Genomic DNA, 26925 nt, shown 5'->3' with positions numbered 1-26925 from the left:
GGGAATGATTATGCAGCGAAACACCGGCTAATCAACATAAATAATTATTGACTAATTTTTATAAATGAAGATGATCAGACCAGTGGAATTTCCACGCTCTGAATTTCTGGGAGGAAAATTCGTATGTCCATCACCCGTCGTACCCTATTGCTCACCTCGGCCGCCGGCCTCGTCGCCGCCATGGCTGCAGGCAGTGTTTTCGCCGCGTCGCCGCCGCTGAAGAAGAAAGACACCTACAAGGTCGGCTTCGCCCAGACGGAAAGCAACAATCCGTGGCGTCTGGCCCAGACGGCCAGCATGCAGGAAGAGGCCAAGAAGCGCGGCTGGCAGCTTGTCTACACGGATGCGGCAAGCTCCGCGGCCAAGCAGGTCGCCGACGTCAATTCGATGATCGCACAGGGCGTCGACCTGATTTTCCTGGCCCCGCGCGAGGAAAAGCCGCTGATTCCGGCGATCAAGGCCGCCAAGAGCGCCGGCATTCCGGTTATCCTGCTTGACCGCAGCGTCGATCCGTCCCTCGCCAAGGCTGGCGACGACTATGTGACCTTCATCGGCTCCAACTTCATCGAAGAGGGCCAGCGCATCGGCGAATGGCTCGTGGCCAATGCCAAGGGCAAGACCAAGATCATCGAACTGGAAGGCACGACAGGCTCGTCGCCGGCCAACGACCGCAAGAAGGGCTTTGACGACGTCATCGCCAAGCATTCGGATTTCTCGATCGTTGCCTCGCAGACCGGCGATTTTGCCCGTGACAAGGGCCGCCAGGTCGCCGAAACCCTGCTGCAGGCGCATCCCGACGCCAATGTCATCTACGCCCACAATGACGAGATGGCGATCGGCGCGATTTCCGCCATTGAAGCGGCAGGCAAGGTGCCCGGCAAGGACATCCTCGTCCTGTCGATCGATGGCGGCAAGGAAGCGGTCCAGGCCGTGGTCGACGGCAAGATTGCCGCGGTGGTCGAATGCAATCCGCGCTTCGGCCCCAAGGCCTACGATACGGCAGCCGCCTATGCCGCCGGGGAGAAAATCGCCCCGAAGATCATCAATCCGGACCAGTTCTACGATGCCGGCAATGCGGCAAAATTGTTGAGCTCCGCCTATTGATATCTGATCAAGCCAGCGCTTCCATGGAGCGCTGGCTTTTTCATGTCTGGTGCAACCATGCATCCAGGCAAAAGCTCCGGATGATTTCAGAAACGGCTTTGCAATGGACACCGATATTCTTCTGTCGATGACAGGCATCGACAAGCGCTTTGCGGGTATCCCTGCCCTTTCCGCCGCCTCGTTCACCGTGGCCCGCGGCGAGGTGCATGCGCTGATCGGCCAGAACGGCGCGGGAAAATCGACGCTCATCAAGGTGCTGACCGGCTATCACCGGCGGGACGCCGGCGACGTGACGTTCGACGGCAAGCCGTTTGAAGTCGCCTCGCCGCAGCAGGCGCAGGCGAACGGCATCAGCACCATCTATCAGGAAATCAATCTGGTGCCCTACCGTTCCCTGACGGAGAACATCTGCCTTGGACGGGAGAAACGCCGCTTCGGCCTGCTCGACTGGGCGAGCATGCACCGGGAGGCTGAAAACCTGTTGCAGCGCTTCAATATCCGCGCCGATGTCCGCCGCCCCCTGATGGAATTCAACACGGCAACCCAGCAGATGGTGGCCATTGCCCGCGCCATCGGCTTTTCCGCCAAACTCGTCATCATGGATGAGCCGACCTCCTCGCTGGACGAGCGCGAAGTCCGTGTCCTCTTCAATGTCATCCGCCAGTTGAAACAGGACGGTGTTTCCGTGGTGTTCGTCAGCCACAAATTGGATGAACTCTATGCGGTGTGCGACCGCGTGACGATCATGCGCGATGGCCGGACGATCAGGACCGCCCGCATGGATGGAATTGAAAAGATCGAGCTCGTCTCGTCCATGCTGGGGCGCAGCATTGAAAAGACTGAGGGCCACGCCACCGCCTTCACCGCGCGCGATGAAAAGAACATCGGCAAGGTCCTGCTGTCCGCCGACAATCTCGCCGTGGGGCAGATCGTCCAGGACGTCTCCTTCACCATCCGCAGCGGCGAGATTGCCGGCTTTGCCGGACTGCTCGGCGCGGGCCGCACCGAAACGGCGCGGCTGGTCTTCGGCATCGACCGCCTGAAGGCGGGTGCCATGACCTATGGCGACAAGACGTTCGAACCGCGGCGGCCCTCCGACGCCATCGCCGCAGGCATGGGTTTCTGCACCGAAGACCGCAAGAGCGAAGGCATCGTGCCCGATATGAGCGTCGCGGAAAACATGATGCTGGCGCTGATGCCGAAACTCGCCAAATCCGGGGTTATCGACGAGAAGGCGCAGCAGGAGATCGTGAAACGTTTCATCAAGCAGCTCGGCATCAAATGCTCCGGACCGGACCAGAAGGTGCGCGAGCTTTCCGGCGGCAACCAGCAGAAGGTCCTGCTTGGCCGCTGGCTGGCGATGAATCCGCGCCTGCTCATTCTCGACGAACCGACGCGCGGCATCGATGTCGGCGCCAAGGGCGAAATCCAGTCGCTGATCAAATCGCTCGCGGACCAGGGACTGGCCGTGCTGATGATCTCCTCCGAGCTGGAAGAGGTCATCGAGGGTGCTGATCGGGTATTCGTCCTGCGCGACGGCATCAGTGTCGCCGAATTCGGCCGCGCCGCCGCCACCGAAGATGCGCTCATGGGCGCCATGGCCCATGGCAATGCGCCCGTTGTCGAGGAGGCCCTGATATGACCGGCACACCCCAAGTGGCGCGCACGACAGTCCGGCGTTTCGATCCCTTCGATTTCCTCGCGCGCTACGGCACGCTGATCGCACTGCTGCTGCTGATCCTGTTCAACCTGGCGTTCACCCGCAATTTTGCAACGATACAGACCCTGAATGTGAACCTCACCCAGGTCTGCACCATCGTCATCGTCGCGGTCGGCATGACGCTGGTCATTGCCACCGGCGGCATCGACCTCTCCGTCGGTTCGCTCATGGCCATCTCCGGCGCTCTGGCGCCGATGATCTTCCTCGGCAAGATCATGCCCATCGGCAATATCTATCTCGCCGTTGCCGCTGCCATGCTCGTTTCCATCGCCGTTGCCGGGCTGTTCGGCCTGTTCAATGGCTGGCTCATCTCCGCCTTCCGCATCCAGCCCATCGTTGCCACGCTTGTTTTGTTCATCGCCGGGCGCGGCATCGCGCAGGTCATGACCAACGGCAATCTGCAGACATTCCGCGTGCCGCAGTTCCAGTTCATCGGGCTTGGCCGGGTCCTCGGCATTCCGGTGCAGGTGATCCTGATGCTGCTGATCGTCCTCGCCGCCGCATGGATGCTGAAGCGGACGGTGTTTGGCCGCCAGATCATCGCCATCGGCGGCAATGAGCGGGCGGCAGAACTGTCCGGCATTGCCGTCGCCAGGGTCAAGCTGCTGGTCTACGCCATCAGCGGCCTGTGCGCCGGACTGGCCGGGCTCGTCGTCATCGCCATCAACTCCTCCAGCGATGCCAATCTGGTCGGACTCGGCATGGAGCTTGACGCCATTGCCGCGGTCGCCGTCGGCGGCACGCTGCTGAGCGGCGGCAAGGCCACCATCATCGGCACGCTGATCGGCGCCATGACGATCCAGCTGGTGCGCTACACGCTGCTCGCCAATGGCGTGCCCGATGCCGCCGCACTGGTGGTCAAGGCGGGGATCATCATCCTGGCCGTCTGGATCCAGCAGCAAGGCAGGGCGCACGCATGACCCGGACACGATGGATATCCCTGCTCGGCAGGTACGGCGTGGTGGTCGCGTTGCTGCTGCTGGTCCTGTTCGGCTGGCTGCGCTACGATTATTTCCTCGGCTTTTTCAACATATCGAGCGTGCTGCGCTACAATTCGATGTTCGCGCTGGTGGCGCTTGGCATGTGCTTCGTCATCATGACCGGCGGCATCGACCTCTCCGTGGGATCGACCGCAGCGCTCGGCAGCGTGGTCGCCGCGCTCTTCAGCCCGCAGGGCGCATGGATCGGGCTTGGTGCCGGCGTCGGTGCCGGGCTCTGCGTCGGCCTCGTCAATGCCGCGCTGGTAACCCGGCTGAAGATCATGCCGTTCATCGCCACGCTCGCAACCATGCTGGCGGCCAGCGGCAGCGCCCTGCTGCTCGCCGACAACCAGTCGGTTTCGGTCTCCTATGACAGCGGCTTTACCAGCATCGGCCAGGACAACTTTTTCGGCTTCCCCATCCCGGCATGGATAGCGCTTGCCGCCTATGTCGCCGGCTGGATCATCCTCAACTTCACCAGCACCGGACGCGGCGTTCTGGCCGTCGGCGGCAATGAGGATGCGACGCGGATGATGGGCCTGCCGGTCGGCCGGATCAAGTTTCTGGTTTACCTCGCCAGCGGCGGGCTTGCCGGCCTGGCCGGCGTCATCCTCGCCTCGCAGTTCGGCGCGGGCCAGCCGATTGAGGGCGTCGGCTGGGAGCTCTTTGCCATTGCCGCCGTGGTCGTCGGCGGCACCCTTTTGACCGGCGGCGTCGGTTCGGTCGGGGCAACGCTGGCCGGCGTGCTGCTCCTCGGCATTCTCTTCAACGTTCTCAATTTCGAGAACGGCAAAGGCTGGATTTCGCTCTCCGCCTACTGGCAGTCGGTCATTCGCGGCCTGTTTCTGCTTATCGTCGTTGTCCTGCAGGCGAAGCTCGCCGCGCGCGGCAATGCAGCCGTGCGGGACCACTGAGCGTGCGCGCGCTGCTCGGCCCCCAGCCCTTCGGAATGTTCGCCGGGGAACCGGTGTTCCAGGCGACGATCCAGTCGCCATCCGGTGCGCTGGCGCATGTGCTGAACTGGGGCGCGGTCATCCGCGACCTGCACATCCCCCTGGCGGATGGCACTCCGCAAAGGGTGGTGCTCGGCTTCGACCACTTCGATCCTTATCCCGTCCAGTCGCCCTATTTCGGCGCGCTGGTCGGGCGCTACGCCAACAGGATTGCCCACGGCCGCTTCACTCTTGACGGCAGCGAGTACCAGCTCGACCGCAATGAAGGCGGGAAACAGACCCTGCATGGCGGCGCCATGGGGATGTCGCAGCGCCTGTGGACCATCGCCGACTGGAGCGCCTCGTCGGTCACGCTCGCCTTGCGGCTGCCCGACGGCGATCAGGGTTTCCCGGGGGCAATGGACGTGCGCTGCACCTACCGCTTCACCGCGGATTCGACGCTGTGCATGGACATCACAGCGACCACCGATGCGCCGACGGTCGCCGGTTTCGCCCAGCACAGCTATTTCAATCTCGACGCGTCCGACGATATCCGCAGTCACCGGTTGCAGATTTTCGCCGACAGCTATACGCCGGTCGCCGACGACCTCATTCCGACCGGCGACATCCTGCCGGTCGACGCAACGCCCTTCGAATTTCGCGCGTCGCGCCTGATCGGCGCACACCCGCCCGCGGCCTATGACCACAATTTTGTGCTGAGCGGCGCACTCAGGGACGGCCTGCGCCATGCCGCGTCGCTTGCCGCGGATAATGGCCTTGAATTGCAGGTTCATACCAGCGAACCCGGCCTGCAATTCTACGACGGCCAGATGATCGCCCCCGGACTGACCGGCCTTGGCGGCAGGCGCTACGGGCCGCATGCGGGCCTGTGCCTGGAAGCCCAGCACTTTCCCGACAGCCCCAACCAGCCGCATTTCCCCGGCACCGTGCTGCGGCCCGGCGAGACCTACCGGCAGCAGACGGAATTCCGCTTCCTGCAGATCTAGCCTGTTGCCAAGCGCCCGCTCCCGTCCTATGCCGGAACGCAAAGCAGCCGGATGAGGAGCGTTTTGGTATGGCGAGCAATGTGGCATTGACGGGATTGGCGCGGGACATGCAGGCACGGGCGGATGCGGGCCGTCCGATCCGCATCGGGCTGATCGGCTCGGGCGAGATGGGCACGGACATCGTCACGCGGGTGGCGCATATGCCGGGCGTCGAGATCGGCGCGATTTCCGAACTGAACCTGCCCAATGCGCTGAAAGCCGTCGATATCGCCTACCGCGAACCCGGGCATGCGCAGGAAGTGACCACCGGCTCGGCCCTGACCGCGGCGATGGAGGGCGGCCGGATCGCCGTCACCGGCAATGCCGACCTCATCCTCGAAAATGACCTGATCGACGTGGTGATCGATGCGACCGGCGTTCCGGCGGTCGGGGCCGAGATCGGCCTCAGAGCCATGGAGCACGGCAAGCACCTCGTCATGATGAATGTCGAGGCGGATGTGACCATCGGGGCGTATCTGAAAAGCGAGGCGGACCGCCTTGGCGTCACCTATTCGCTGGGCGCCGGCGACGAGCCGTCCTCCTGCATGGAGCTGATCGAGTTCGTCTCGGCCATGGGCCATCCGATCGTGGCCGCCGGCAAGGGCAAGAACAACCCGCTCAACATCGACGCCATTCCCGACGATTATGCGGAAGAGGCGGCGCGGCGCCACATGAATGTGCGCATGCTGGTGGAATTCGTCGACGGCTCGAAGACCATGGTGGAAATGGCGGCGATCGCCAATGCCACGGGGCTGGTGCCCGACAAGGCGGGCATGCATGGCCCCGCCGCCACGCTGGACCAGCTCAACAAGACGCTGATCCCGCAGAGGGATGGCGGGCTGTTGTCGCGCGTCGGTGTGGTCGACTATTCCATCGGCAAGGGCGTGGCGCCGGGCGTGTTCGTGGTTGCCGACATGTCGCATCCGCGCATTTCGGAGCGGATGGAGGATCTGAAGATGGGCAAGGGCCCCTATTTCACCTTCCACCGGCCCTATCACCTGACCTCGCTGGAAGTGCCGCTGACCTGCGCGCGCGTCGTGCTCTACGGCAAGGCGGACATGGTGCCGCTGGCGAAACCGGTGGCGGAAGTCTGCGCGGTGGCGAAAAAGGACCTGAAGGTCGGCGACACGCTCGATGCGATCGGCGAATACTGCTACCGCGCCTGGATCATGACGGCGCCGGAAGCGCGCGCCGCCGGAGCCATTCCCTGCGGCCTGCTGCAGGGCGGCACGGTGACGGCGCCCATCGCCAAGGGCGCGCTTATCACCAGCGCCAATGCCGCCCCCATCCCCGGCTCGAAGATCGTCGAGCTCAGGCAGCGGCAGGACAAGCTCGTCTATGGCTGATTCGCGTCAAGCCGATTGACGCCACATTTGCGCCGTTCTGCCCCGGAGGGCGGGACGGCTTTTTATTTCGGCTATGGAACAAAATCACTTTATCTTTTGAAAACAAATATTTGGCTAATGAGCGGGTGATGAAAACCACCCGCAAATAAACCTGTATAAAACCTGCATCTCCTTGAAAAAGCCGTGTCAAGTGCCAATATTAATAAATGGTTAACGACTGAGTCTTTGGTGCAGGAGAATGAAGTGCCAGCGTATCAAGTCAAATTTGCCTATCTGACCAAATACAAACAGACACGTCATCTGTTTCATCAGCTTGTCATTGCCGAAGACGAGGCCACGGCGCTTACCGAAGGCCGCAAGATGATGAACAGGCGCTCCCCCAATGCCCGAATCATGCATGAGTCCTGCGTGCTGCGCCCTGACAGCCAGGACGTCGAAAGCGCCACCGCCCAGGGCTGGGTGCTCAACGACAACTGGTGGTCACGGCCGATCAAGCCGGACGACGATCTGGCAGCCATTGCCAGGCACGGCTTTGCGCACAGCAACCACATTCACGCCAAGTCGGCGATGGACTGCGTCGCCATCGACAAATACGCCGCCTGATGCAATGCGGACCTAAAGTTCGGTCCGCATGCTCCACAATTCCGGAAACAGCACGACATCGAGCATCTTGCGCAGGTAATTGACGCCGGATGTTCCGCCCGTGCCGGTCTTGAAGCCGATGATGCGTTCCACCGTGGTGACATGGTTGAACCGCCATCGGCGGAAGTAATCCTCGAAATCCACCAGCTTTTCCGCCAGTTCATACAGCGGCCAGTGGGCCTCCGGCGAGCGGTAGACCACCAGCCAGGCATCGCGCACGCTGTCATTGGCCTCGTAGGGCAGCGCGCAATCCCGCTCCAGCACCGCCGCGTCGATGGCAAAGCCCTTGCGGGCGAGCAGACGGATCGACTGGTCGTAAATGCTGGGCGCGCGCAGGATACCCTCCAGCCACGCATGAATATCGGGTCTGTGCGCATGCGGGCGCATCATGGCGGCATTCTTGTTGCCGGCCAGAAATTCGATGGCGCGGTACTGGAACGACTGGAAACCCGATGACATGCCGAGCGCCTCGCGGAAGGTCGTATACTCGCTCGGCGTCATCGTTCTCAATACGTCCCAGGCGGAGTTCAGCTGGTCGAGAATGCGCGAGACGCGGCTGAGCATCTTGAACGACGGCGCAAGATCGTCTTTGGCAATGTGTTCGCAGACCGACATCAGCTCATGGATGACCAGCCGCATCCAGATTTCCGACGCCTGGTGCTGCACGATGAACAGCATTTCGTCATGGGCATCCGAGAGCGGTGCCTGTGCCGTCAGTATCTTGTCGAGGCGCAGGTAGTCGCCATAGGACATGCGCCCGTCGAAGGACATCTGCGCGCCTTCCGTCTCCGGATTGTAGGGTGTGCGGCTCATGTGACGGCCTCCCTCACCTTGTATTTCGGCGCATCCCAGGCCCGTGTCGACAGAATGTCCCGCAGGATGGCAACCGCTTCGGACACTTCGGCAAAGCTGAGATAAAGCGGCGTAAAGCCGAAGCGGATGATATCGGGCGCGCGGAAATCGCCGATGACGCCGCGGGCGATCAGCGCCTGCATGATGGCATAGCCATTGTCGCAGGAATAGGAAACCTGGCTGCCGCGCTGATCGGGGTTGCGCGGCGTGACCAGCGTCAGGCCGAATTCTCCGGCAAAACCATCGACTTCCTGAATGAAGAAATCGCACAGCGCCACGGACTTGGCCCGCAGCGCATCCATGTCCACGTCGTCCCAGAGCGCCAGCGCCTCATCCATCGCCACCATGCCAAGCACCGAGGGCGTGCCGCACAGATACTGGTCAATACTGTTCGACGGCGCATAGGATGATTCGAAGGCGAAGGGCGCGCGATGCCCGAACCAGCCGGACAGCGGCTGGCGAAAGCCGCCGTGATGGCGCGGATTGACATAGAGAAACGCCGGGGCGCCGGGGCCGCCATTGAGATATTTATAGCCGCAGCCGATGGCAAAATCCGCGTCCGCTCCGGTGAGATCAATCGCCATGGCACCGGCGGAATGGGCGAGATCCCAGATGACGAGAATGCCCTTGTCATGCGCCGCTTTGGTGATCGCGGCCATGTCGTGCCTATAGCCCGTGCGATAGTTCACATGGGTGAGCATGAGAACGGCGACATCGTCCGCCAGCATCGCCGGGATATCGGCAGGCTTGTCAGCCAGCACCAACCGGTGGCCCTGACCGATCTGCCTGGCGACACCCTCGGCGATATAGAGATCGGTCGGAAAATTCTCCCGTTCCGAGACAATCTTGCTGCGGCCCGGATTGAGGCCGAGCGCGGCGGACAGCACCTTGAACAGATTGATGGAGGTGCTGTCGGCCGACACGACGGTGCCCTCCTGCGCCCCGATCAGGCGGCCGATCCGGCCGCCGACCTTTTGCGGCAGATGCACCCAGCCCGCCGTATTCCAGCTGCGGATGAGCTGATTGCCCCATTCCTCGCTGATGGTGTGGGCCACGCGGGCTTTCACCGTCTTCGGCAGAGCGCCCAGTGAATTGCCGTCGAGGTAAATCACCCCATCCGGCAGATCGAACCGCTCGCGGAAATGGCGCAGGGTATCCGTCTCATCCGAATGTGTTGCATTGATCCGTGTCATCGTCACTCTTCTCTTTGATCTGTCAGGCGGCCGTATCAAAACCGGCGATGCCGCTGGCTTTGGCAAGTTTCAGAAAGGCGTCCTTGGCAAGCCGCACGTGGTCCAGCATCAGGGCCGCCGCCCTGGCCTTGTCACGGGCGAGCGCCGCTTCCATCAGGGCGGTGTGGGCATCGATCCCCAGCGCTTCGCGCGACAGGTTGCCGAGCGACTTGTCGCTGTTTTCCTGCGCGACACGGGTCAGGTGATCGATCCGCAGGATGATGTGGCGGCGATAGCGGTGCAGCTGGGCATGCAACTGTTGGGCAAAGTTGAGCAGCCACTTGGATGACGCCCCGGCGATGAGCGCCATGTGAAATTCGGTGTGGGCGATGTCCCAGACATCGATTGCCTCGAACTGCGAAAAGGAATTGGGCACTTCGCAGGTTGACAGCCGGTAATGCGCCCCGACGAGATTGGCCTCCCAGTCCCGGTCGCCGTTCTCGATGGAACTGACGAGGAGCTGGGTTTCGATGACGGACCGCGCCGCTTCGAGATCCTGCAGTTCCTCCAGGGTGACGATGGCCACGCGAAAGCCCTTGTTGGCCTCGGTGGTTACAAAGCTCTCCGCCTGCAGCCGGTTCAGCGCCTCCCGGACCGGCGTGGCACTGCTGCCGAGTTCGGCGGCGAGCGTGCGCAACCGCAGGGATTGCCCTGGTTGCAGGTCGCCGTTCAGGATGCGCGAGCGCAACGCTGTATAGAGGTTTTCCGACTTGATGCTTTCGGCCATTGCGTTCCCTCGGCCTTTGCCATTTTCTGTTTGTATATCATTTCACGTTTGTTATATTATTTTCAAGCCTGAGGAGGCGAGGCCAACAAAAAGCCAACAAAAAATGGAGAACAATCGATGATCGGTGCAAAATACGTCGTGCGGACAGCGCTTGCTGCAGCACTGGGAATGGGGCTTGGGCTCAGCGCAGCCTATGCGGAAACGAAGATCGGCATTGCGCAGTTCGGCAAGCATCCGCAGCTGGACGAAACCGTCACCGCCTTCAAGGCCGAACTGGTCAAGCTCGGCATTGCCGATGCGGTTTTCGATGAGCTGCAGGTGAATTTCGATGCAACGCTCATCCCGCAAATGGTGACGAAACTGGCTTCGGCCAATCCGAAACTGATCCTCGCCGTCACCACGCCGGTGGCACAGGGCGCCCGCCAGATCGTCGGCAACACCGGTACGCCGGTTGTTTTCGCCGCCGTGACCGATCCGGTCGTCGCCAAGCTGACACCCTCCTGGGAAGCCGGCGACAAGAACATGACCGGTGCGTCCGACCTGCAGGACGTCAACTCCGTCGTCAAGTTCATCAAGCAGCTGCTGCCGGATGCCAAGCGTCTCGCCTATCTCTACAATCCGGGTGAAGACAATGACGTTGCCGTGCTGAAGCTGGTCAAGGAAGCTGCCGCAGCGCAGGGCCTGACCGTCGTGGAAGTCGGTCTCGACAATACCAATGACATTCCGATGCGCGTGAGCTCGCTCGCCGGCAAGGCCGATGTCATTTACGTACCGGCCTCGAACCTGGTGCAGCCGGCCGTTCCCGCTGTTGCCGCCGCAGCGCTCAGCATCAATATCCCGATCGTCAATGCCTCGGCCCAGGCCGTGCGTGACGGCCTTGTCGCCGCTGCCTTCGAAGTATCCTACACCAAGGTTGGCCAGAACGCCGCCAAGCTTGCTGCCGAGATCATTGCCGGAAAGTCCGCTGCCAGCCTCGCACCGATCAAGCCGTCCTATGCGGATCACGCGGCGCTGATCAACGAGAAGGTCCTGGAGAAAACCGGGCATAAAGCCCCGGACTCCCTCAAGGATTGCGGCTGTTTCGTCAAATAAGCCTTCTCCTATCGTCTGCAAACATATAGTTCCTGCGCCATCACAGGCGCAGGAACTTTTGACACGGGGCGCTTCGTCCTGGTTTGAGGGGCTCAAACATGACTACCAACATGCTTGCCGTAACGGGCGGCACAAAGATTTTCTATCGCGGCACACTGGATGAACGCCGGGCGCTTGATGGCTTGAACATCGCGCTCAAACCGGCCGACTTCTGCATCGTCATCGGCAGCAATGGCGCGGGCAAGTCCAGTTTTCTCAATGCCGTTTCCGGCAAACTGCCGCTCGATGCCGGACGGATCACGATTGACAGCCAGGATGTCACCAAGCTGAACGCGCATCGCCGTGCGCAGTTCATTGCCCGCGTGTTCCAGGACCCGATGATCGGCACCGCGCCGACCATGACCATCGGCGAGAACATGCTGCTGGCCGAATTGCGCGGCAAGCCGCGCGGCTTCTCCTACGGACTGACCGCGCCGCGCAAGGCCAAATATCGCGAACAGCTCGCGGAACTCAATCTCGGCCTGGAAAACCGGCTGGACATGCCGGTCGGGCTTTTGTCCGGCGGCCAGCGCCAGTCGCTATCGCTGGTGATGGCGGTGTCGACCCGGCCCAAACTGCTGCTGCTCGACGAGCATACGGCCGCGCTCGATCCGCGCACCGCCAAGCTGGTGATGGACACGACCGTGCGGGCCGTCGAGGAACTGAAGCTGACCACGCTGATGGTCACGCACAATATGGAACATGCGATCAAGTACGGCAACAAGATCGTCATGATGGATGCAGGCAAGGTTCTGCTTGAGATCGGACAGGAGGAGAAACGCGGCATTACCGTACCCGACCTGATTGACCGGTTTCACACCAAATCCGACGCCATCGCATTGCAGGGGAGTTGAGCAGCATGCTGGACATTCTTACCAGTTTCTACGGTCTCATTCCCGTCACGATAGCGCAGAGCCTGATCGTCGCCTTCGTGGTGCTCGGCGTGATGCTGCCGTTCCGCATCCTGAATTTCCCGGATCTGACATCGGAAGGCGCCTTTCCGCTCGGCGGCTGCGTCTGCGGCACGCTGATCAGCATGGGCGTCAATCCGTTTCTGGCCTGCGGCGTCGCGCTTGTCTGCGGCTTTCTCGCCGGCTGCACCACGGCATTCATCCACCTGCGCTTCAAGATCAACACGCTGCTCGCCGGCATCCTGGTCATGACGATGCTCTACAGCATCAACCTGCGCATCATGGGCCGCACCAACATTCCGCTCTTCACCTATGACACGGTCTTCACCATTCTTGCCGGCCCGTCGGCGAACGTTCCCTGGGTGAAAATCCTGATCGTCGGCGCCCTGATTGCCCTGGTTGTCGGCCTGATGCTGTATTTCTTCATGTCGGAAAAGGGCACGTCGATGCGCGCCGTCGGCGCGAGCCCTGACATGGCAGAAGCACAGGGCATCAATGTCGGCATCGCCACCATCATGGGCGTCGGCGTTGCCAGTGCGCTTTCGGCAACCGGCGGCAGCATCATGGTGCAGACGCAAGGCTTCGTCGACGTCAACATGGGCTTCGGCATCCTGATCAACGGCCTTGCGGCGCTGATCATCGGCGAAGCGATCACCGGACGGCAAACCATCCTGCGCCAGGTCATGGCGCCGGTGGTCGGTTCGATCGTCTATTACCAGCTGATTTCCTTCTGCCTGACGCTTGGTCTGGCCCCGGCCGATCTGAAATTCGCCACCGGCGCATTCGTTCTGCTGATGCTGGCCTTGCCCAACCTGCGCAAATCGGGTTCCGGTACGCAGATTCGCGAAAAGATACGGGAATAGACAACCCGCAGGACGAACCAGGCATTTTGCGCCGGGTTCGTCCTCTGGTAGTCTTGGGCAACGGCATCGATGGGGGAACCGTCATGAGCGCGAAATTCGACTGGGACGCCGCCTATTCCAATGGCGCCTACATCCCCGGAGGAAATGATTTTCCACCGAAATGGAAGGCGCTTGCCGCGGACTTTCGGACGGAAATGACGACCGCCGGCCGGCTGAGGGCCGATATCGGCTACGGTCCGCATGAACGCAATGTCCTCGATCTCTTCATGCCGCGCGGCGAGGCGAAGGGCCTCGTCGTGTTCGTGCACGGCGGATTCTGGATGAGTTTCGACAAGTCGGCATGGTCGCATCTGGCAAAGGGGCCGCTCACACACGGGTTTGCCGTCGCCATCCCATCCTACGTGCTGTGCCCGCAGGCCCGCATCAGCGACATCACCGTGCAGATTGGCACCGCCATTACCCATGCCGCGGCAGAAGTCCCCGGGCCGGTTCACCTGACGGGCCATTCGGCGGGCGGGCATCTCGTCGCGCGGATGGTGTCGTCCACCTCGCCTCTCGGGCAGCCGATTCGCCATCGCATCCGCAAAACGGTGCCCATATCGGCGCTCGGCGACCTGCGTCCCCTGATGAAGACGCGGATGAATGAAACGTTTCATCTCGATGCTGTCGAGGCGCGGCTGGAGAGCCCCGCCCTGCTCGAACCGCAGGAAGGCATTGATGTGACAGCCTGGGTCGGCGGCGCGGAACGGCCGGAATTCGTGCGCCAGAGCACACTGCTGGCCAATATCTGGTCAGGCTTCGAGTGTCACGCGGATGTGGTGGAAGAGGCGGGAAAGCATCATTTCGATGTGATTGACGGTCTGGCCGATGGCGAGCACCCGCTCACGCGTACCCTGCTCTGCCTGTAGCCAGGGAATCACCAGAATCAAAAGACTGCCAGAGTTGGGATTTGGCTCTGGCAGTCTTTTGGATTTCTTGATTTAAAAAATCAGTTATTTCATGCGCTTAGACGTTTTGAGACGTCAGGCGTCATGGCATTTGCCGGCAGCCCGAGGGCATGGGCAATGCGTTCCAATTTCGTCGGGTCGGAATTCTGCCCGCTTTCAATTGTATCAATTTCAAGAGTTGTAAGACCGCACGCAACGGCCAAATCCTCTACGGAATATCCGAATTGTTCGCGGAACGCCCTAACAATGTTTGTACCATTGGCTATCGCCGTGGAAATGGCTTCTGGCAATGAATAGTCGCCGACGGTTGTGCTCATCGCTTTGCTCCTAACGTGAATGGTTGGTTAACAAATCGGAAGGCAGAACTTATACGTCCATCGTCTTCGATCAAGCCTTTTATCAGCGATCACCAAAAACGTGATCGCAAAGCTCCGTCCGAACATGCCTTATTTAGGCACCAGATGTCAGTAGAATACTGTAATTCGCGGAATGTTAATTCGACCAATTCCTAAAGAATATCAGTGGATTGTTACGCCACTGTGTCACTTGTGACAGGCTATATATAGGAAAGATGCGGCGGAAATGAACCATCACCCCCTGAAATATTTCAAACCGGTATTTTTGACGCTGGCCGCAGGCCTTCCCCTGCTGACGGGATGCGCAGGCGGTGTCTATTACGATACGTTCCGGTATGACGCGACCTGCGTCGACACGGATTCGCGCCATCCGGAGCGGGGTCCGGTCTGCGTGGTGGAAAAGACCCGCTAAGCCCTTCCGGGGACAACAGCCCCGCCGGACCGGCATACCGGCGAACAGCGTCTGACGCGCCACATGCCGTTTTTGCTTAAGAAACCGTAAACAAAAACGCTATAAATTATTGAAATATATAATAAAATTTCTCATTTTCCCAAACTGTGCAATGTGGATGCAATCTTCAATTGCAAAATAAACCATGTCTTCCGGCGCAATAGGTATTGCCGGAAGTGGGGTGGTCGATTGCAGGGGTTTTGCGTCAGTTTCGGTGGCCATTTCACGGATCGGGCGATCATCGCGCCGGAAGACATCTGTACCAGAGCGTGATCAACCCAAGTGTATCAGGCTCTCAGGAGTTGAACCCGCGCATCAACATGTCGCCGGACAGTTCGGTGGATCATGCGCTTGTATGTTTGGAGTAATGCGAATGTCCTCTCAGAGAAAGACTGTCTTGCTCGCCGGCGCCTTTGCGCTGGCAGCCTTATCAACCGGGACGGCGATGGCCGCCGATCTCTACAATTCCGCACCGGCCTATAGTGACCCGCCCGCCTCCCAGTGGAGCGGCGCGTATATCGGCGCCCATGGCGGAACCGCCTTTACCAAGTTTCCCAACCCCTTCGCCGACAGAAACGGCTGGAGCGGCGGTATCCAGGGCGGCTACAACTACCAGATGGGACCGGCTGTCCTCGGTGCCGAACTGGAAGGCTCCTATCTCGGCGGTGCCGAGCACAAGGTCCTTGGCGGCAAGGTCGAAGAAAAATGGCGCGCCGCCGCCAAGGCCAAGGCGGGCCTGACCTTCAACCAGACGCTTGTCTTCGGAACGGCCGGCGTGGCGATGACCAAATTCGATTCAGGCGACAAGGTGCGCGACACCAGCGGCTGGAAGACCGGTTATCTCGTCGGCGCCGGCGTTGAACAGGCCTTTGCCGGCGGCCTGTCGGCCAAGATTGAATACAACTACATCCACACGCCCAATGTGAAGGCAACGTCGGCTCTCGGCCGCAGCGAGACCGACATTGGCAGTCATGAGCTTAAAGCCGGTCTCAACTACCGGTTCTGACGACGACGCATGATCCCGGTGGCGCAAAGGCCGCTGGGATCATGTGCGACCGCACTCCGCAGCGCCGTGGATTTCAGTCCCGTCCACGCACTTGCGGTGTAGAAGTGCCTATCCATCATGGGCACTGTTCGGAGAGAGAATGGTCAAGGCACTTGCAGGGATCCCGCCCATCAGTCCCTGCCGCCAAGACTGTTTTCTCTCCGTTCTGTTTAGGGGTCTTTCCTGCTCAAACAGAACACAGGGCTACCGGCGCTACTCATAGCGCAGTGCGTCGATGGGATTCATCCGCGCGGCACGGCGTGCCGGGAAATAGCCGAACACCACGCCGATCAGGGCGGAGAAGCCGAAGGCGATGAGGACGATCGACGGATCGAAGACGAACGGCACCCCCATCAATGTCACCGCGGTAAAGGCAAGCGCCAGGCCGATCACCGTGCCGATCAGGCCGCCGAACAGGCAAAGCACGATGGCCTCGACCAGAAACTGTGTCAGCACCTGCCCTTCCGTGGCGCCGATGGCCAGGCGCACGCCGATCTCGCGGGTGCGCTCGGTGACGGAGACCAGCATGATGTTCATGATGCCGATGCCACCGACCAGCAGGCTGACGGCAGCGATGGACGACAGGAGCCCGGTCAGGATCACGGTGGTCATGGAAACGATGCCAAGAATCTGGCTGAGATCGGTCACCTCGAAATCCCGGTCGCCCGACTGGCGGATTTTGCGGCGCTCCTTGAACAGGTCCTCTAGCGCTGTCTTGACCGGCGCCGTTGCCCCATCCCTGGCCGAAACTGTTATCAGGGAGACATCGGTCGACCCGGCAATACGCCGCTGGAACATGCGGAACGGGATGAGGACCATATTGTCCTGATCCTGTCCGTCGATTGCCTTGCCCTTGGAGACCAGCGTACCGATGACTTCGCAGGAAATGCGGTTGACGCGGATGCGCTCGCCATCCGGAATGCTGTTGCCGAACAGGACCCTTTGCACCGTCGCACCGATGATGCAGACGGAGCGGCCGCTGCGCTCCTCCGATTCAAGAAAATTGCGGCCCGTGGCGAGCTGCCAGTTCATGGTGGTGAAGTAATCGTTGGTGGAACCGACGATCGATGCCGTCCGGCTGTTGCCCTCGCGGATGGCGGTGCCCGAGACCTGGCCGAGCGGCGCCACAGCGGCCACGCCCGGCACCTGGTCGCGGATCGCATCGACATCCCGGATGTCGAATGTGCGCGGCGGCAGGGTCGACCGGCGCTCCGGATTGCCGGGCGATACGAACAGCAGATTGGTGCCGAGCTTGGAGATTTCGCCGGTCACTCTCTGGCGCGTGCCATTGCCGACGGTGACCATGGCGATCACCGCGCCGACGCCGATGACAATGCCCAGCATCGTCAGGAAGGAGCGCATCATGTTGCGCGACATGGAGTGCAGTGCCAGCCGGAACGCTTCAAGCAGCATGGTTATATGTCCTGTCTGCGTTCGTCGCTCTGGATGTGGCCATCGACAAAGCGGATGATGCGCTTGGCATAGGCTGCGATATCCGGCTCGTGCGTGACCATGATCACGGTGATGCCGTTGTCGCGGTTAAAGCCGGAGATCAGTTCCATGATCTCCACACTCGTCTTCGTGTCGAGATTTCCGGTCGGCTCGTCGGCGAGCAGCACCTGCGGGTTGGTGACGATGGCGCGGGCAATCGCCACACGCTGCTGCTGGCCGCCCGACAATTCCGAAGGGACGTGATTGGCGCGTGCCGCCAGCCCCACCTGCCGCAATGCGTCCAGTGCGCGTTTGCGCCGCTCCGCAGCGCCCATGCCGCGATAGATGAGGGGCAGCTCCACATTCTCCACGGCGGATGTGCGGCGCAGGAGATTGAACCCCTGGAAGACGAATCCCAGCAATTCGCGCCGCAGCGTCGTCTGCTGATGCCGGTCGAGCTGGTCGATACCGGTGCCGCCGAACAGATACTGCCCGGTGCTTGGCCGGTCGAGACAGCCGATCAGGTTCATCGCCGTCGACTTGCCGGAACCCGACGGCCCCATGATGGCAACGAAATCGCCCCGTTCGATGGCAAAGTCCACCCCGGCCAGGGCGTGGACCGCCGCCTCGCCCGCTCCATAACTCTTGGTGATCCGGCGGAATTCGATCAGCGGCACGGCTTTTTGCACGGACTGGATGGTCATTTGGGCGGCGCGCTCGCTGCCACAATGACCTCGTCGCCTTCCTTGACGCCGCCCGAGAGCACGATCGTGTTGCGCCCGTCCGTCGCCCCGGCGCGCACCTCGATTTTTTCCGGCTTGCCGGCACGAAGCACCCAGACGGACCGCTGCACGCCGGCTTCCTTCTTCACCGTGTCGGGGATGCTTGCCGTCTGCTCGGGGCTTTCGGCTGCCTCGGTTTTCGCCGGCGCGTTGGGCGGCGCAAAACGCAGGGCGGCGTTCGGCACCAGCAGGGCATCTTTGACCTCCCTGACCTTGACATAGGCTGTCGCCGTCATGCCGGGACGCAGGGCAAGGTCGTCATTCTCGACGGCCAGCATCGCCTTGTAGGTCACGACATTCGATACGGTTTCCGGCTGGAACCGGATATTGACGATCTTTGCCGGGAATGTCCGGTCCGGATAGGCATCGACGTTGAAGGTCGCGTCCTGCTGCGGCTTGACCAGACCGACATCGGCTTCGTCGACATTGACCTGCAGCTGCATCTTCTTCAGGTTGCCGGCGAGCTTGAACAGCACGGGCGCCTGGAAGGCGGCGGCCACCGTTGCCCCCGGATCGACCGAGCGGCTGAGCACGACGCCGTCGATCGGCGAAACGATCTTGGATTTGCGCAGGGAGGTCTCGTTGACCTGCAGTTCCGCTTCCGAAACGGCTACCTCGGCATTGGCGACGTCAAGCGCGGCGACGGCCGAGTCATATTCCGACTTGGCCACATCCAGCTCGCGCACCGATGAAACCTTGCTGTCCTGCAGCGATGTCATGCGCTCGAACGCGTTCTTCTTGGCCTCAAGCGTCGCCTGCGACTGCACGACCCGCGCACGCGATGCCAGAAGTTTTGACTTCGAGCTCTCGATGTTGGTCCTGATCGTGTCGATATCCAGCGTTGCCAGCACGTCGCCCTTGGCGACAAAACTGTTGTAGTCGACCAGAACGGTGCGCACGGTGCCGGAGAGCTCGCTGGACACATCCACCTGTTCGGTCGGCTGAACGGTTCCGGTCGCCGATACGGTGATGGAAAGCGTGCCCCTGGTCAACGGCTTCTGGGTGTAGTCATAGTGGGTCCCGCGCGAAAACCAGCTCACCACCGCCAAAGCCAGGATGACGAGAAGCCCGCCGCCAAACAGAAAGGGATGCCTGCGAAAGACGTTCCGCCGGCGCTTATTGTCCACAATGGAAGCCAGAGTCTTGCTCAGATCGGGTTGGTTTGTTGAAGAATCCACGCCGTTACGCCATTCGCTTGATCGGTTGCATGATACGCCAAAGCGCTTCGGGTGAGATAAGCGCACAAAAAACAGACTTCAATGCGATGGCCTTTTTACTATTGACCGCCTGCACGGGCGGTCGTCATTCATCCTGGCCTGATCATCGCAGGACGAGATTGCGTCAGCATTGCAGACCAATTGCCGATAAAACGGGGGGAAAATGGCCGCGCCCCCGCCGAAAAGCAGCGAGCCGGCAGAGGATCACACTCTGCCGGCTCGCACGAGACGTAAAATATCTTACAGGGCGACGTCGAATGCCGCCTGTGTCTTTGCCTTGATTTCATCGACCGTCACACCGGGCGCTATCTCGATGAGCGTCATCTTCGGTTCGCCGCGCCGCTCGATCGTGAAAACGCCAAGATCGGTGATGACGAGATCGGTGACGCGCTGTCCGGTGAGCGGAAGCGTGCATTCTTCCAGAAGCTTGGCCTCACCCTTGGCCTCATGCTCCATGACAACGACGACCTTCTTGACACCGGCCACCAGGTCCATGGCGCCGCCCATGCCCTTGACCATCTTGCCCGGAACCATCCAGTTGGCCAGATCGCCATTGCGCGCCACCTGCATGGCACCAAGGATCGACAGGTCGATATGACCGCCGCGGATCATGCCGAAACTGTCGGCGCCGGAGAAATAGCTGGTTGTCGACAGTTCGGTGATGGTCTGCTTGCCCGCATTGATGAGGTCGGCATCCTCCTCGCCCTCATAGGGGAACGGGCCCATGCCGAGCATGCCGTTCTCGCTCTGCAGCTGGACGCTCATGCCGGTCGGGATGTAGTTGGCGACAAGGGTTGGAATACCGATGCCGAGATTGACGTAGAAACCGTCCTGCAGCTCTTTCGCGGCCCGTTCGGCCATCTGATCACGTGTCCAGGCCATCTCAGTTCACCTCGCTTGCAGCGACAAGACGCGGACGGGTCGTCCGTTGTTCGATATGTTTGACAGGGTTCGGCACATGCACGATGCGCTTGACGAAAATGCCCGGCGTATGGATATGGTCGCCGTCGATCTTGCCGGCATCGACCAGGTTTTCAACCTCGGCAATCGTCACCTTGGCGGCTGTCGCCATGATCGGATTGAAATTGCGGGCGGTCTTGCGGTAGACGAGATTGCCTTCGGTATCGCCCTTGAAGGCGTGAACGATGGACAGGTCGGCAAACAGGCCGCGTTCCATCACATAGGACTCGCCGTCGAATTCGCGCACGTCCTTGCCGTCGGCAATGATGGTGCCGACGCCGGTCTTGGTGAAGAACGCCGGAATACCCGCGCCGCCGGCGCGGATGCGTTCGGCCAGCGTGCCCTGCGGATTGAATTCCAGCTCCAGTTCGCCGGAAAGATACTGCTGGGCGAACAGTTTGTTCTCGCCGACATAGGACGAGATCATCTTGCGGATCTGCCTGGTTTCCAGAAGCACGCCAAGGCCAATGCCGTCAACGCCCGCATTGTTGGAGATGACCGTCAGATTCTTCACGCCGGAATCGCGGATCGCATAGATCAGGGCTTCCGGAATGCCGCACAGGCCAAAGCCTCCCGCCATGATCGTCATGCCGTCAAACAGCACGCCATCCAGCGCATCGCTTACATTTGATCGTACTTTTTTCAAGAACACTCTCCCATTGTTCTGCATCCTCTGCGGCAGGGTCTGAACGCTGCCGTTGCCGCAACGGTATGGCTTGTCTTGATGGCACAGGTAGTCGTATTAATACTGCATGACCACAGCCGAGTTTCCTATCTCCGACATTGCCGTTTCAGGAAGCGCAAAACGCTTCGTGCTGACCGACATGCCGGTGCCGATGGTCTATGCGACACACCGTATCATACGCGATTGCAATTTCGAATTCGCCGAGACCTTCGGCTATGAACGCGGCGAACTGATCGACCAGAGCTTCAGCCGGCTCTATCCCAAGATCACCGACTTCGTGCGTACAGGAGAAATGTGGCGAACGAATTTCGCCGGCGGGCGCGTCTATTACGACGAGCGGGTGATGCGGCGGCGCGACGGCGCCAGCTTCTGGTGCCGGGTGCGCGGACGCAGCGGCAACCACGCCGATCCCTTCGCCGAAGCGCTCTACTGCTTCGAGCCGATGAACCGGACGGTGGCAGGCAATGCCAGCCTCATTTCCGACAGGCAGAAGCAGGTGCTGACGCTTGTTTCCCAAGGCAAGACCAATGCGCAGATAGCCCTGGAAATCGGCCTGTCGAAACGCACCATCGAGGCGCACCGCGCCCGCATCATGCGCGCGTTCGGGCTGCACAACAGCGCCGAACTCATCGCCTGGTTTTCATCCCTGCGCTGATCAGAATGTCGGCGGCGTGCAGGCACTGACGACCTCGCAGGGATTGGGGCCGACACAGCGGAAGCGGTGCGGCTGGCGGCTTTCGAAATAATAGGCGTCGCCCGGGCCGAGAATGCGGCGCTGGTCGTCGACGGTCACTTCAATCCGCCCGCTGATGACGACACCGCCCTCTTCCCCCTCGTGCACGAGCATGACCCGGCCCGTATCGCCGCCGGGTTCATAGCGCTCTTTCAGGATCTGCAGGGCGCGGCCGAACAGGTTCTCGCCGATTTGCAGGTAGGAGATGTTGCCCTTGCCGATTTCGACCAGTTCACCCGCCTCGTAGAACACCTTCTGCTTGCGGTCCGGTTCAAGGGCGAAGAATTCGGACAGGCCGATGGGAATGCCATCAAGAATGCGCTTGAGCGCACCGACCGAGGGATTGGTCTGATTGGACTCGATCAGCGAGATGGTGGAGTTGGTCACGCCCGCCCGCTTGGCCAGTTCGCGCTGCGACAGGTTGTGCCTTTGCCGCAGGAAACGCAGACGCCCGCCCAGATCAATTTGCATCGGATGCCCCTCTGGCTGTTCTACATGTTCGATATAATGAATTTATGAATGACGTATTCAGTAAAATCAATGCTTTATGTGAACATAGAAAAGGACTTGTTGGTGAATAGAAAGCATGGCTCCCTGTGATGAGAAGAGGAGTCGCCCCACATGCTCATGAGCAATACACCGTCACTCGAAAATTATTGGATGCCCTTCACGGCGAACCGGCAGTTCAAGGCAGCGCCGCGCCTGCTCGCCTCCGCCAAGGGCATGTACTACACCGATGTCGATGGCGGACAGGTGCTGGATGGCACCGCTGGCCTCTGGTGCGTCAATGCCGGGCACGGGCGCGAAAAGATCGCCGACGCCGTGGCGCGCCAGTTGATCACCATGGACTACGCGCCGTCGTTCCAGATGGGCCACCCCCTCGCCTTCGACTTTGCCGAAAAACTTGCGGCGCACGCGCCGGGCGGCAAGAAGGCCGGTCTGACAAAAGTATTCTTCACCGGCTCCGGCTCGGAATCCGTCGATACCGCGCTGAAGATCGCCATCGCCTATCAGCGCGCCATCGGACAGGGCACGCGCACCCGGGTCATCGGCCGTGAGCGCGGCTATCACGGTGTCGGCTTCGGCGGCATTTCCGTCGGCGGCCTTGTCAACAACCGCCGCGTCTTCCCGCTCCTGCCGGGCACCGACCATATCCGCCACACGCACGATCCCGTCCGCAACGCCTTTGTCAAAGGCCTGCCCGAACACGGCGCGGATCTGGCCGACGATCTGGAGCGGCTGGTTGCGCTGCACGGCGCCGAAACCATCGCCGCAGTCATCGTCGAACCGGTTGCCGGGTCAACCGGGGTTCTCCTGCCGCCGAAAGGCTATCTCGAGCGCTTGCGCGCGCTTAGCCAGAAGCATGGCATCCTGCTGATTTTCGATGAGGTCATCACCGGCTTCGGCCGCCTCGGCACCCCGTTTGCCGTCGACTACTTCGGCGTGGTGCCCGATCTCGTCACCACCGCCAAGGGCCTGACCAACGGTGCGGTTCCCATGGGCGCGGTGTTTGCCAGCGAAACCATTTACGACGCGCTGATGCATGGTCCCGAGAGCCAGATCGAGCTTTTCCACGGCTATACCTATTCCGGGCATCCCGTCGCCTGCGCGGCCGGTCTGGCCACGCTGGAAGTCTACGAGGAGGAAGGGCTTCTGACCCGCGCCGCTGATGTGGCAGAGCACTGGCAGGATGCGATCCACAGCCTCAAGGGCCTGCCCGGTATTGTCGACATCCGCACCATCGGCCTGGTTGCCGGCATAGAACTCGCCTCGCGTCCCGACGCCGTGGGTGCTCGCGGCTACGATGTCTTCACCGACTGCTTCAAGAAAGGCCTGCTGGTGCGCGTGACCGGCGATATCATCGCCCTGTCGCCACCATTGATCGTCGAGAAGGAACAGATCGACACCATCGTGTCGATGCTGGGCGACGCCATCAAAAACGCCGCCTGATCAGGGCGTTTTCAGAATTGCCGAGAAGCGCGGGTCAAAGGCCCGCGCGATCGGCTCCGCTGCCGCTCCCAAGGCGACTGACCAAGGATCAGCGAGCCCTGCCTGAAGGCGGGGCTCGGGGTAGCGGAGAGCCCGGTCCGCTATCGACGGCATCAGGGGCCCCATCCGCTCGATCAGGCGGTCAATCAGCGCTTTCGGCGCGCCGCCGCACAGAATGGTGGTTTGCGGATCGAAGATCGATTCCAGCATCTGAACGGTGCGGCGCAGCCGGTCCGCCGCGTTGTCGATCCAGCGCTCCACTTCGGGACCGCCATTGACCACCGCATCGGTGACCAGCGCGAAAAGCCGGGGGTCCGAAGGGTCGATACCCAGCACGTTGCACAGCGAGGCCATGGATGTGTAGTGCTCCAGCGGCTCGACACTCGCATCGTCGCCGGGAGCCAGCGCCAGCATCATGCCGATCTCGCCGGCATTGGAGTAGGCGCCGCCGTAGATCTCGCCATTGAGGATCAGTCCGGCGCCAAGACCATAGCCGAGATAAATGCACACGACATGGTCAAGGCCATGGGCGGCGCCCAGCAGCCTTTCCGCCGTTGCCGCCGCCGAGGCATCGTTCTGCAGGGCAACTTCGAGACCGGTGCCTTCCGCTATCCGTTCGGCCAGCGGAAAGTTCTGCCAGGCCGTCATCATCCATGGATCGTCGTAGAGCTCATTGATGCCGAAGGGGCCGGGCATGGCAAGGCCGAGCCCGACGAGCTTTCTCGCCGCATGCGGGAATTGCGCTGTCAGCGCTTCACAGGCCTTTTTGACGATATCGAGAATGACAAGAACCCCTTCCGCCGGGCCGCCGGAGGGCAATTTGGATTCCGTCTGCACCAGCACGTCGCCAACCAGATTGACGATGACGGTGCGCGTGACATGCCGGTCGATCTGCAAGCCGACGGCGAAAGCGCCATCGGGCACCAGATGATACGGTGTGGCAGGCTGGCCCCGGCCCTTGCGGACACTGGCCTGCGACTGCACGAGCCCGTCGCGGGCCAGTTCCTCGATGATGTTGGACACGGTCTGCGGGGTCAGTCCGGTGGCACGGGCAAGGTCAGCGCGGGACAAGGCGCCATTGACCCGCAGCGCATCGATCATGATGCGACGGTTGTGCGCGCTCGCACCACCCAGATTGGTTCCGCTCTTGGCCCGGATCGATTTTCTCGCGTCCATTCCGCCCCCTCTTGACACCAGATCAATATTGATCAAGAAATAAGTCAAAACAATTGATTTAATCAAAAGACCGCAAGAGTCTTGGGGAACGTGAGCACTGGCTGGACGTAGGCACGTCGTGGACAGTCCTGAATGACAAAAGCTCCCGCGCATAATGACCACCAACCGGCACCCGTTCATCACGGACAGGTTCCGGGCCACAAGAGCCAAATAGGAGGTACCATGTTGAAATCCATCCAGACCGCGCTGCTTGGCGCAACACTTCTGGGAGCAGCGCTCGCCTCTCCCGCCCATGCAGAAACCAAGATCAACGCGCTTTTCATGGCGCAGGCTGCCTATAGCGAAGCCGATGTCCGCGCGATGAGCGAGGCCTTCACCAAGGCCAATCCGGATGTCACCGTCAACCTCGAATTCGTGCCCTATGAAGGCCTGCACGACAAGACCGTCCTGGCCCAGGGCTCGGGCGGCGGTTACGACGTGGTTCTGTTCGATGTGATCTGGCCGGCGGAATACGCCACCAACAAGGTGCTGCTTGACGTCTCGGACAAGATTACCGGCGACATGAAGACCGGCGTGCTTCCCGGTGCATGGACCACGGTGGAGTATCAGGGCAAGCGCTATGGCATGCCATGGATTCTCGACACGAAGTACCTGTTCTACAACAAGGAAATTCTTGAAAAGGCCGGCATCAAGAACCCGCCGAAAACCTGGGCGGAACTGACCGAGCAGGCCAAGACCATCAAGGACAAGGGCCTCCTGGCAACACCGATCGCCTGGAGCTGGTCGCAGGCGGAAGCCGCGATCTGCGATTACGCCACGCTGGTCAGTGCCTATGGCGGCAGCTTCATCAAGGACGGCAAGCCCGTCTTCCAGTCGGGCGGCGGCCTCGATGCCCTCAACTACATGGTCGACAGCTACAAGTCCGGCCTGACCAACCCCAACTCCAAGGAATTCCTGGAGGAGGACGTGCGCCGCATATTCCAGAACGGCGAAGCCGCCTTCGCGCTCAACTGGACCTACATGTACAACATGGCCAATGATCCGAAGGACAGCAAGGTTGCCGGCAAGGTCGGCGTTGTTCCCGCTCCGGGTATCGACGGCAAGAGCGCCGTCTCCGCCGTCAACGGCTCGATGGGCCTCGGCATCACCTCCACCAGCAAGCATGCTGATGAGGCCTGGAAGTATATTGCATTCATGACCTCGCAGCAGACACAGAACCAGTATGCCAAGCTGAGCCTGCCGATCTGGACATCATCCTATGCGGACCCCGCGGTCTCAAAGGGCCAGGAAGAGCTGATTGCCGCCGCCAAGCAGAGCCTTGCGGTGATGTATCCGCGCCCGACGACGCCAAAATATCAGGAGCTGTCGACCGCCCTGCAGCAGGCAGTGCAGGAATCGCTGCTCGGCCAGGCCAAGCCGGAAGATGCGCTCAAGACAGCCGCCGCAAACAGCGGCCTGTGATACCGCGACGTGCTGCTTCACCCCCCTCTGTCCTGCCGGGCATCTCCCCCACAAGGGGGGAGATCACATCGACATGAAGCTCTTGAGCGATTTGTCATGGTGAAGTGTGCTTGATGTCGCTTAAGCTGGCTGATCTCCCCCCTTGTGGGGGAGATGGGCGGCAGCCCAGAGGGGGGTGAATTGACACCACGAATTGATGAAACAGG

The 26925-nt window shown here is 61.1% G+C and carries 27 protein-coding genes; 16 read left to right on the top strand and 11 right to left on the bottom strand.

Features of this window, described 5'->3' with window-relative positions:
- Positions 1–123 precede the first annotated feature (123 nt).
- From AC1Q5O_RS17060 to AC1Q5O_RS17030, 7 genes are all read left to right on the top strand, one after another.
- On the top strand, positions 124–1104 hold the full coding sequence (locus AC1Q5O_RS17060) for an ABC transporter substrate-binding protein (RefSeq protein ID WP_403182079.1): 981 nt from the start codon (positions 124–126) through the stop codon (positions 1102–1104).
- Positions 1105–1207: 103 nt separating this feature from the next.
- Positions 1208–2746: a sugar ABC transporter ATP-binding protein gene (locus tag AC1Q5O_RS17055; RefSeq protein WP_492564509.1), complete on the top strand. Its 1539-nt coding sequence runs from the start codon at positions 1208–1210 to the stop codon at positions 2744–2746.
- Positions 2743–3744 carry an ABC transporter permease gene (locus AC1Q5O_RS17050; protein WP_492564507.1) on the top strand — a complete coding sequence of 334 codons (1002 nt, stop codon included), beginning with the start codon at positions 2743–2745 and terminating at the stop codon, positions 3742–3744. The genes AC1Q5O_RS17055 and AC1Q5O_RS17050 overlap by 4 nt, the downstream gene beginning before the upstream one ends.
- Positions 3741–4718, top strand: coding sequence for an ABC transporter permease (locus tag AC1Q5O_RS17045; protein WP_492564505.1), 978 nt, complete (start codon positions 3741–3743; stop codon positions 4716–4718). The genes AC1Q5O_RS17050 and AC1Q5O_RS17045 overlap by 4 nt, the downstream gene beginning before the upstream one ends.
- Positions 4719–4720: 2 nt before the next feature.
- On the top strand, positions 4721–5743 hold the full coding sequence (locus AC1Q5O_RS17040; protein WP_492564503.1) for an aldose epimerase family protein: 1023 nt from the start codon (positions 4721–4723) through the stop codon (positions 5741–5743).
- Between the two features lie 68 nt (positions 5744–5811).
- Positions 5812–7128, top strand: a complete 1317-nt coding sequence (locus AC1Q5O_RS17035) for an NAD(P)H-dependent oxidoreductase (RefSeq protein WP_492564501.1) — start codon at positions 5812–5814, stop codon at positions 7126–7128.
- Between the two features lie 243 nt (positions 7129–7371).
- A complete protein-coding gene (locus AC1Q5O_RS17030) occupies positions 7372–7731 on the top strand; it encodes a hypothetical protein (protein WP_464664832.1) in 360 nt (119 codons plus the stop codon).
- Between the two features lie 12 nt (positions 7732–7743).
- Here the strand turns inward: AC1Q5O_RS17030 and kynA are convergent, their stop codons facing one another.
- The 3 genes from kynA to AC1Q5O_RS17015 are packed head-to-tail and all read right to left on the bottom strand — an operon-like array spanning position 7744 to position 10581.
- The gene (gene kynA / locus AC1Q5O_RS17025) at positions 7744–8583 is read right to left on the bottom strand and encodes a tryptophan 2,3-dioxygenase (RefSeq protein ID WP_223614756.1); all 840 of its coding nucleotides are present in this window, start codon (positions 8581–8583) and stop codon (positions 7744–7746) included.
- The gene (gene kynU / locus AC1Q5O_RS17020; protein WP_492564498.1) at positions 8580–9815 is read right to left on the bottom strand and encodes a kynureninase; all 1236 of its coding nucleotides are present in this window, start codon (positions 9813–9815) and stop codon (positions 8580–8582) included. Before kynU ends, kynA begins: the two co-directional genes overlap by 4 nt.
- 22 nt (positions 9816–9837) lie before the next feature.
- Positions 9838–10581 (bottom strand): GntR family transcriptional regulator, encoded by a 744-nt coding sequence (locus AC1Q5O_RS17015; protein ID WP_492564496.1) that lies wholly within the window; start codon positions 10579–10581, stop codon positions 9838–9840.
- A gap of 117 nt (positions 10582–10698) precedes the next feature.
- Between AC1Q5O_RS17015 and AC1Q5O_RS17010 the strand changes: the two genes are divergently transcribed.
- The 4 genes from AC1Q5O_RS17010 to AC1Q5O_RS16995 all read left to right on the top strand — a co-directional run bounded on the left by AC1Q5O_RS17010 (position 10699) and on the right by AC1Q5O_RS16995 (position 14394).
- Positions 10699–11673, top strand: a complete 975-nt coding sequence (locus AC1Q5O_RS17010) for an ABC transporter substrate-binding protein (protein WP_346305364.1) — start codon at positions 10699–10701, stop codon at positions 11671–11673.
- A 110-nt stretch (positions 11674–11783) separates the two neighbouring features.
- Positions 11784–12566 (top strand): ABC transporter ATP-binding protein, encoded by a 783-nt coding sequence (locus AC1Q5O_RS17005; RefSeq protein ID WP_346305367.1) that lies wholly within the window; start codon positions 11784–11786, stop codon positions 12564–12566.
- A gap of 5 nt (positions 12567–12571) precedes the next feature.
- Entirely contained in the window at positions 12572–13486 is a 915-nt protein-coding gene (locus tag AC1Q5O_RS17000) for an ABC transporter permease (RefSeq protein WP_346305363.1), read from the top strand.
- A gap of 83 nt (positions 13487–13569) precedes the next feature.
- Positions 13570–14394: a hormone-sensitive lipase gene (locus AC1Q5O_RS16995; protein ID WP_492564493.1), complete on the top strand. Its 825-nt coding sequence runs from the start codon at positions 13570–13572 to the stop codon at positions 14392–14394.
- 89 nt (positions 14395–14483) lie between these two features.
- Here AC1Q5O_RS16995 and AC1Q5O_RS16990 read toward each other — a convergent pair whose 3' ends face one another.
- Positions 14484–14750, bottom strand: coding sequence for a helix-turn-helix domain-containing protein (locus AC1Q5O_RS16990; protein ID WP_105733374.1), 267 nt, complete (start codon positions 14748–14750; stop codon positions 14484–14486).
- 265 nt (positions 14751–15015) lie between these two features.
- Between AC1Q5O_RS16990 and AC1Q5O_RS16985 the strand changes: the two genes are divergently transcribed.
- Both AC1Q5O_RS16985 and AC1Q5O_RS16980 read left to right on the top strand, forming a co-directional pair.
- On the top strand, positions 15016–15201 hold the full coding sequence (locus AC1Q5O_RS16985; RefSeq protein ID WP_223614750.1) for a hypothetical protein: 186 nt from the start codon (positions 15016–15018) through the stop codon (positions 15199–15201).
- A 412-nt stretch (positions 15202–15613) separates the two neighbouring features.
- Positions 15614–16246 carry an outer membrane protein gene (locus AC1Q5O_RS16980; RefSeq protein ID WP_492564490.1) on the top strand — a complete coding sequence of 211 codons (633 nt, stop codon included), beginning with the start codon at positions 15614–15616 and terminating at the stop codon, positions 16244–16246.
- Between the two features lie 252 nt (positions 16247–16498).
- Here AC1Q5O_RS16980 and AC1Q5O_RS16975 read toward each other — a convergent pair whose 3' ends face one another.
- The 5 genes from AC1Q5O_RS16975 to AC1Q5O_RS16955 form a co-directional block, all read right to left on the bottom strand.
- Positions 16499–17698: an ABC transporter permease gene (locus AC1Q5O_RS16975; protein ID WP_223614748.1), complete on the bottom strand. Its 1200-nt coding sequence runs from the start codon at positions 17696–17698 to the stop codon at positions 16499–16501.
- Between the two features lie 2 nt (positions 17699–17700).
- Complete coding sequence (locus tag AC1Q5O_RS16970) at positions 17701–18420, bottom strand: ABC transporter ATP-binding protein (RefSeq protein ID WP_492564487.1); 720 nt, start codon at positions 18418–18420, stop codon at positions 17701–17703.
- A complete protein-coding gene (locus AC1Q5O_RS16965) occupies positions 18417–19625 on the bottom strand; it encodes an efflux RND transporter periplasmic adaptor subunit (RefSeq protein ID WP_492564485.1) in 1209 nt (402 codons plus the stop codon). The genes AC1Q5O_RS16970 and AC1Q5O_RS16965 overlap by 4 nt, the downstream gene beginning before the upstream one ends.
- Positions 19626–19955: 330 nt before the next feature.
- Positions 19956–20597: a 3-oxoacid CoA-transferase subunit B gene (locus tag AC1Q5O_RS16960; RefSeq protein WP_492564483.1), complete on the bottom strand. Its 642-nt coding sequence runs from the start codon at positions 20595–20597 to the stop codon at positions 19956–19958.
- Between the two features lies 1 nt (position 20598).
- Entirely contained in the window at positions 20599–21345 is a 747-nt protein-coding gene (locus AC1Q5O_RS16955) for a CoA transferase subunit A (RefSeq protein ID WP_472460017.1), read from the bottom strand.
- 82 nt (positions 21346–21427) lie between these two features.
- On the opposite strand from AC1Q5O_RS16955, the gene AC1Q5O_RS16950 reads away from it, so the two are divergent.
- Complete coding sequence (locus tag AC1Q5O_RS16950) at positions 21428–22015, top strand: LuxR C-terminal-related transcriptional regulator (RefSeq protein ID WP_223614743.1); 588 nt, start codon at positions 21428–21430, stop codon at positions 22013–22015.
- On the opposite strand, the gene AC1Q5O_RS16945 is transcribed toward AC1Q5O_RS16950, so the two are convergent.
- On the bottom strand, positions 22016–22564 hold the full coding sequence (locus AC1Q5O_RS16945) for a cupin domain-containing protein (protein ID WP_223614742.1): 549 nt from the start codon (positions 22562–22564) through the stop codon (positions 22016–22018). It lies immediately after the preceding gene.
- 150 nt (positions 22565–22714) lie between these two features.
- Between AC1Q5O_RS16945 and aptA the strand changes: the two genes are divergently transcribed.
- Positions 22715–24043 carry an omega-aminotransferase AptA gene (aptA, locus tag AC1Q5O_RS16940; protein WP_288192075.1) on the top strand — a complete coding sequence of 443 codons (1329 nt, stop codon included), beginning with the start codon at positions 22715–22717 and terminating at the stop codon, positions 24041–24043.
- Here aptA and AC1Q5O_RS16935 read toward each other — a convergent pair whose 3' ends face one another.
- On the bottom strand, positions 24044–25258 hold the full coding sequence (locus tag AC1Q5O_RS16935; RefSeq protein WP_492564478.1) for an ROK family protein: 1215 nt from the start codon (positions 25256–25258) through the stop codon (positions 24044–24046).
- 222 nt (positions 25259–25480) lie between these two features.
- Between AC1Q5O_RS16935 and AC1Q5O_RS16930 the strand changes: the two genes are divergently transcribed.
- Entirely contained in the window at positions 25481–26719 is a 1239-nt protein-coding gene (locus AC1Q5O_RS16930) for an extracellular solute-binding protein (RefSeq protein WP_492564476.1), read from the top strand.
- Positions 26720–26925: the final 206 nt, after the last annotated feature.

This window comes from Phyllobacterium sp. MT110 (assembly GCF_058792715.1).
This window is presented reverse-complemented; position numbering and strand designations above follow the sequence as displayed.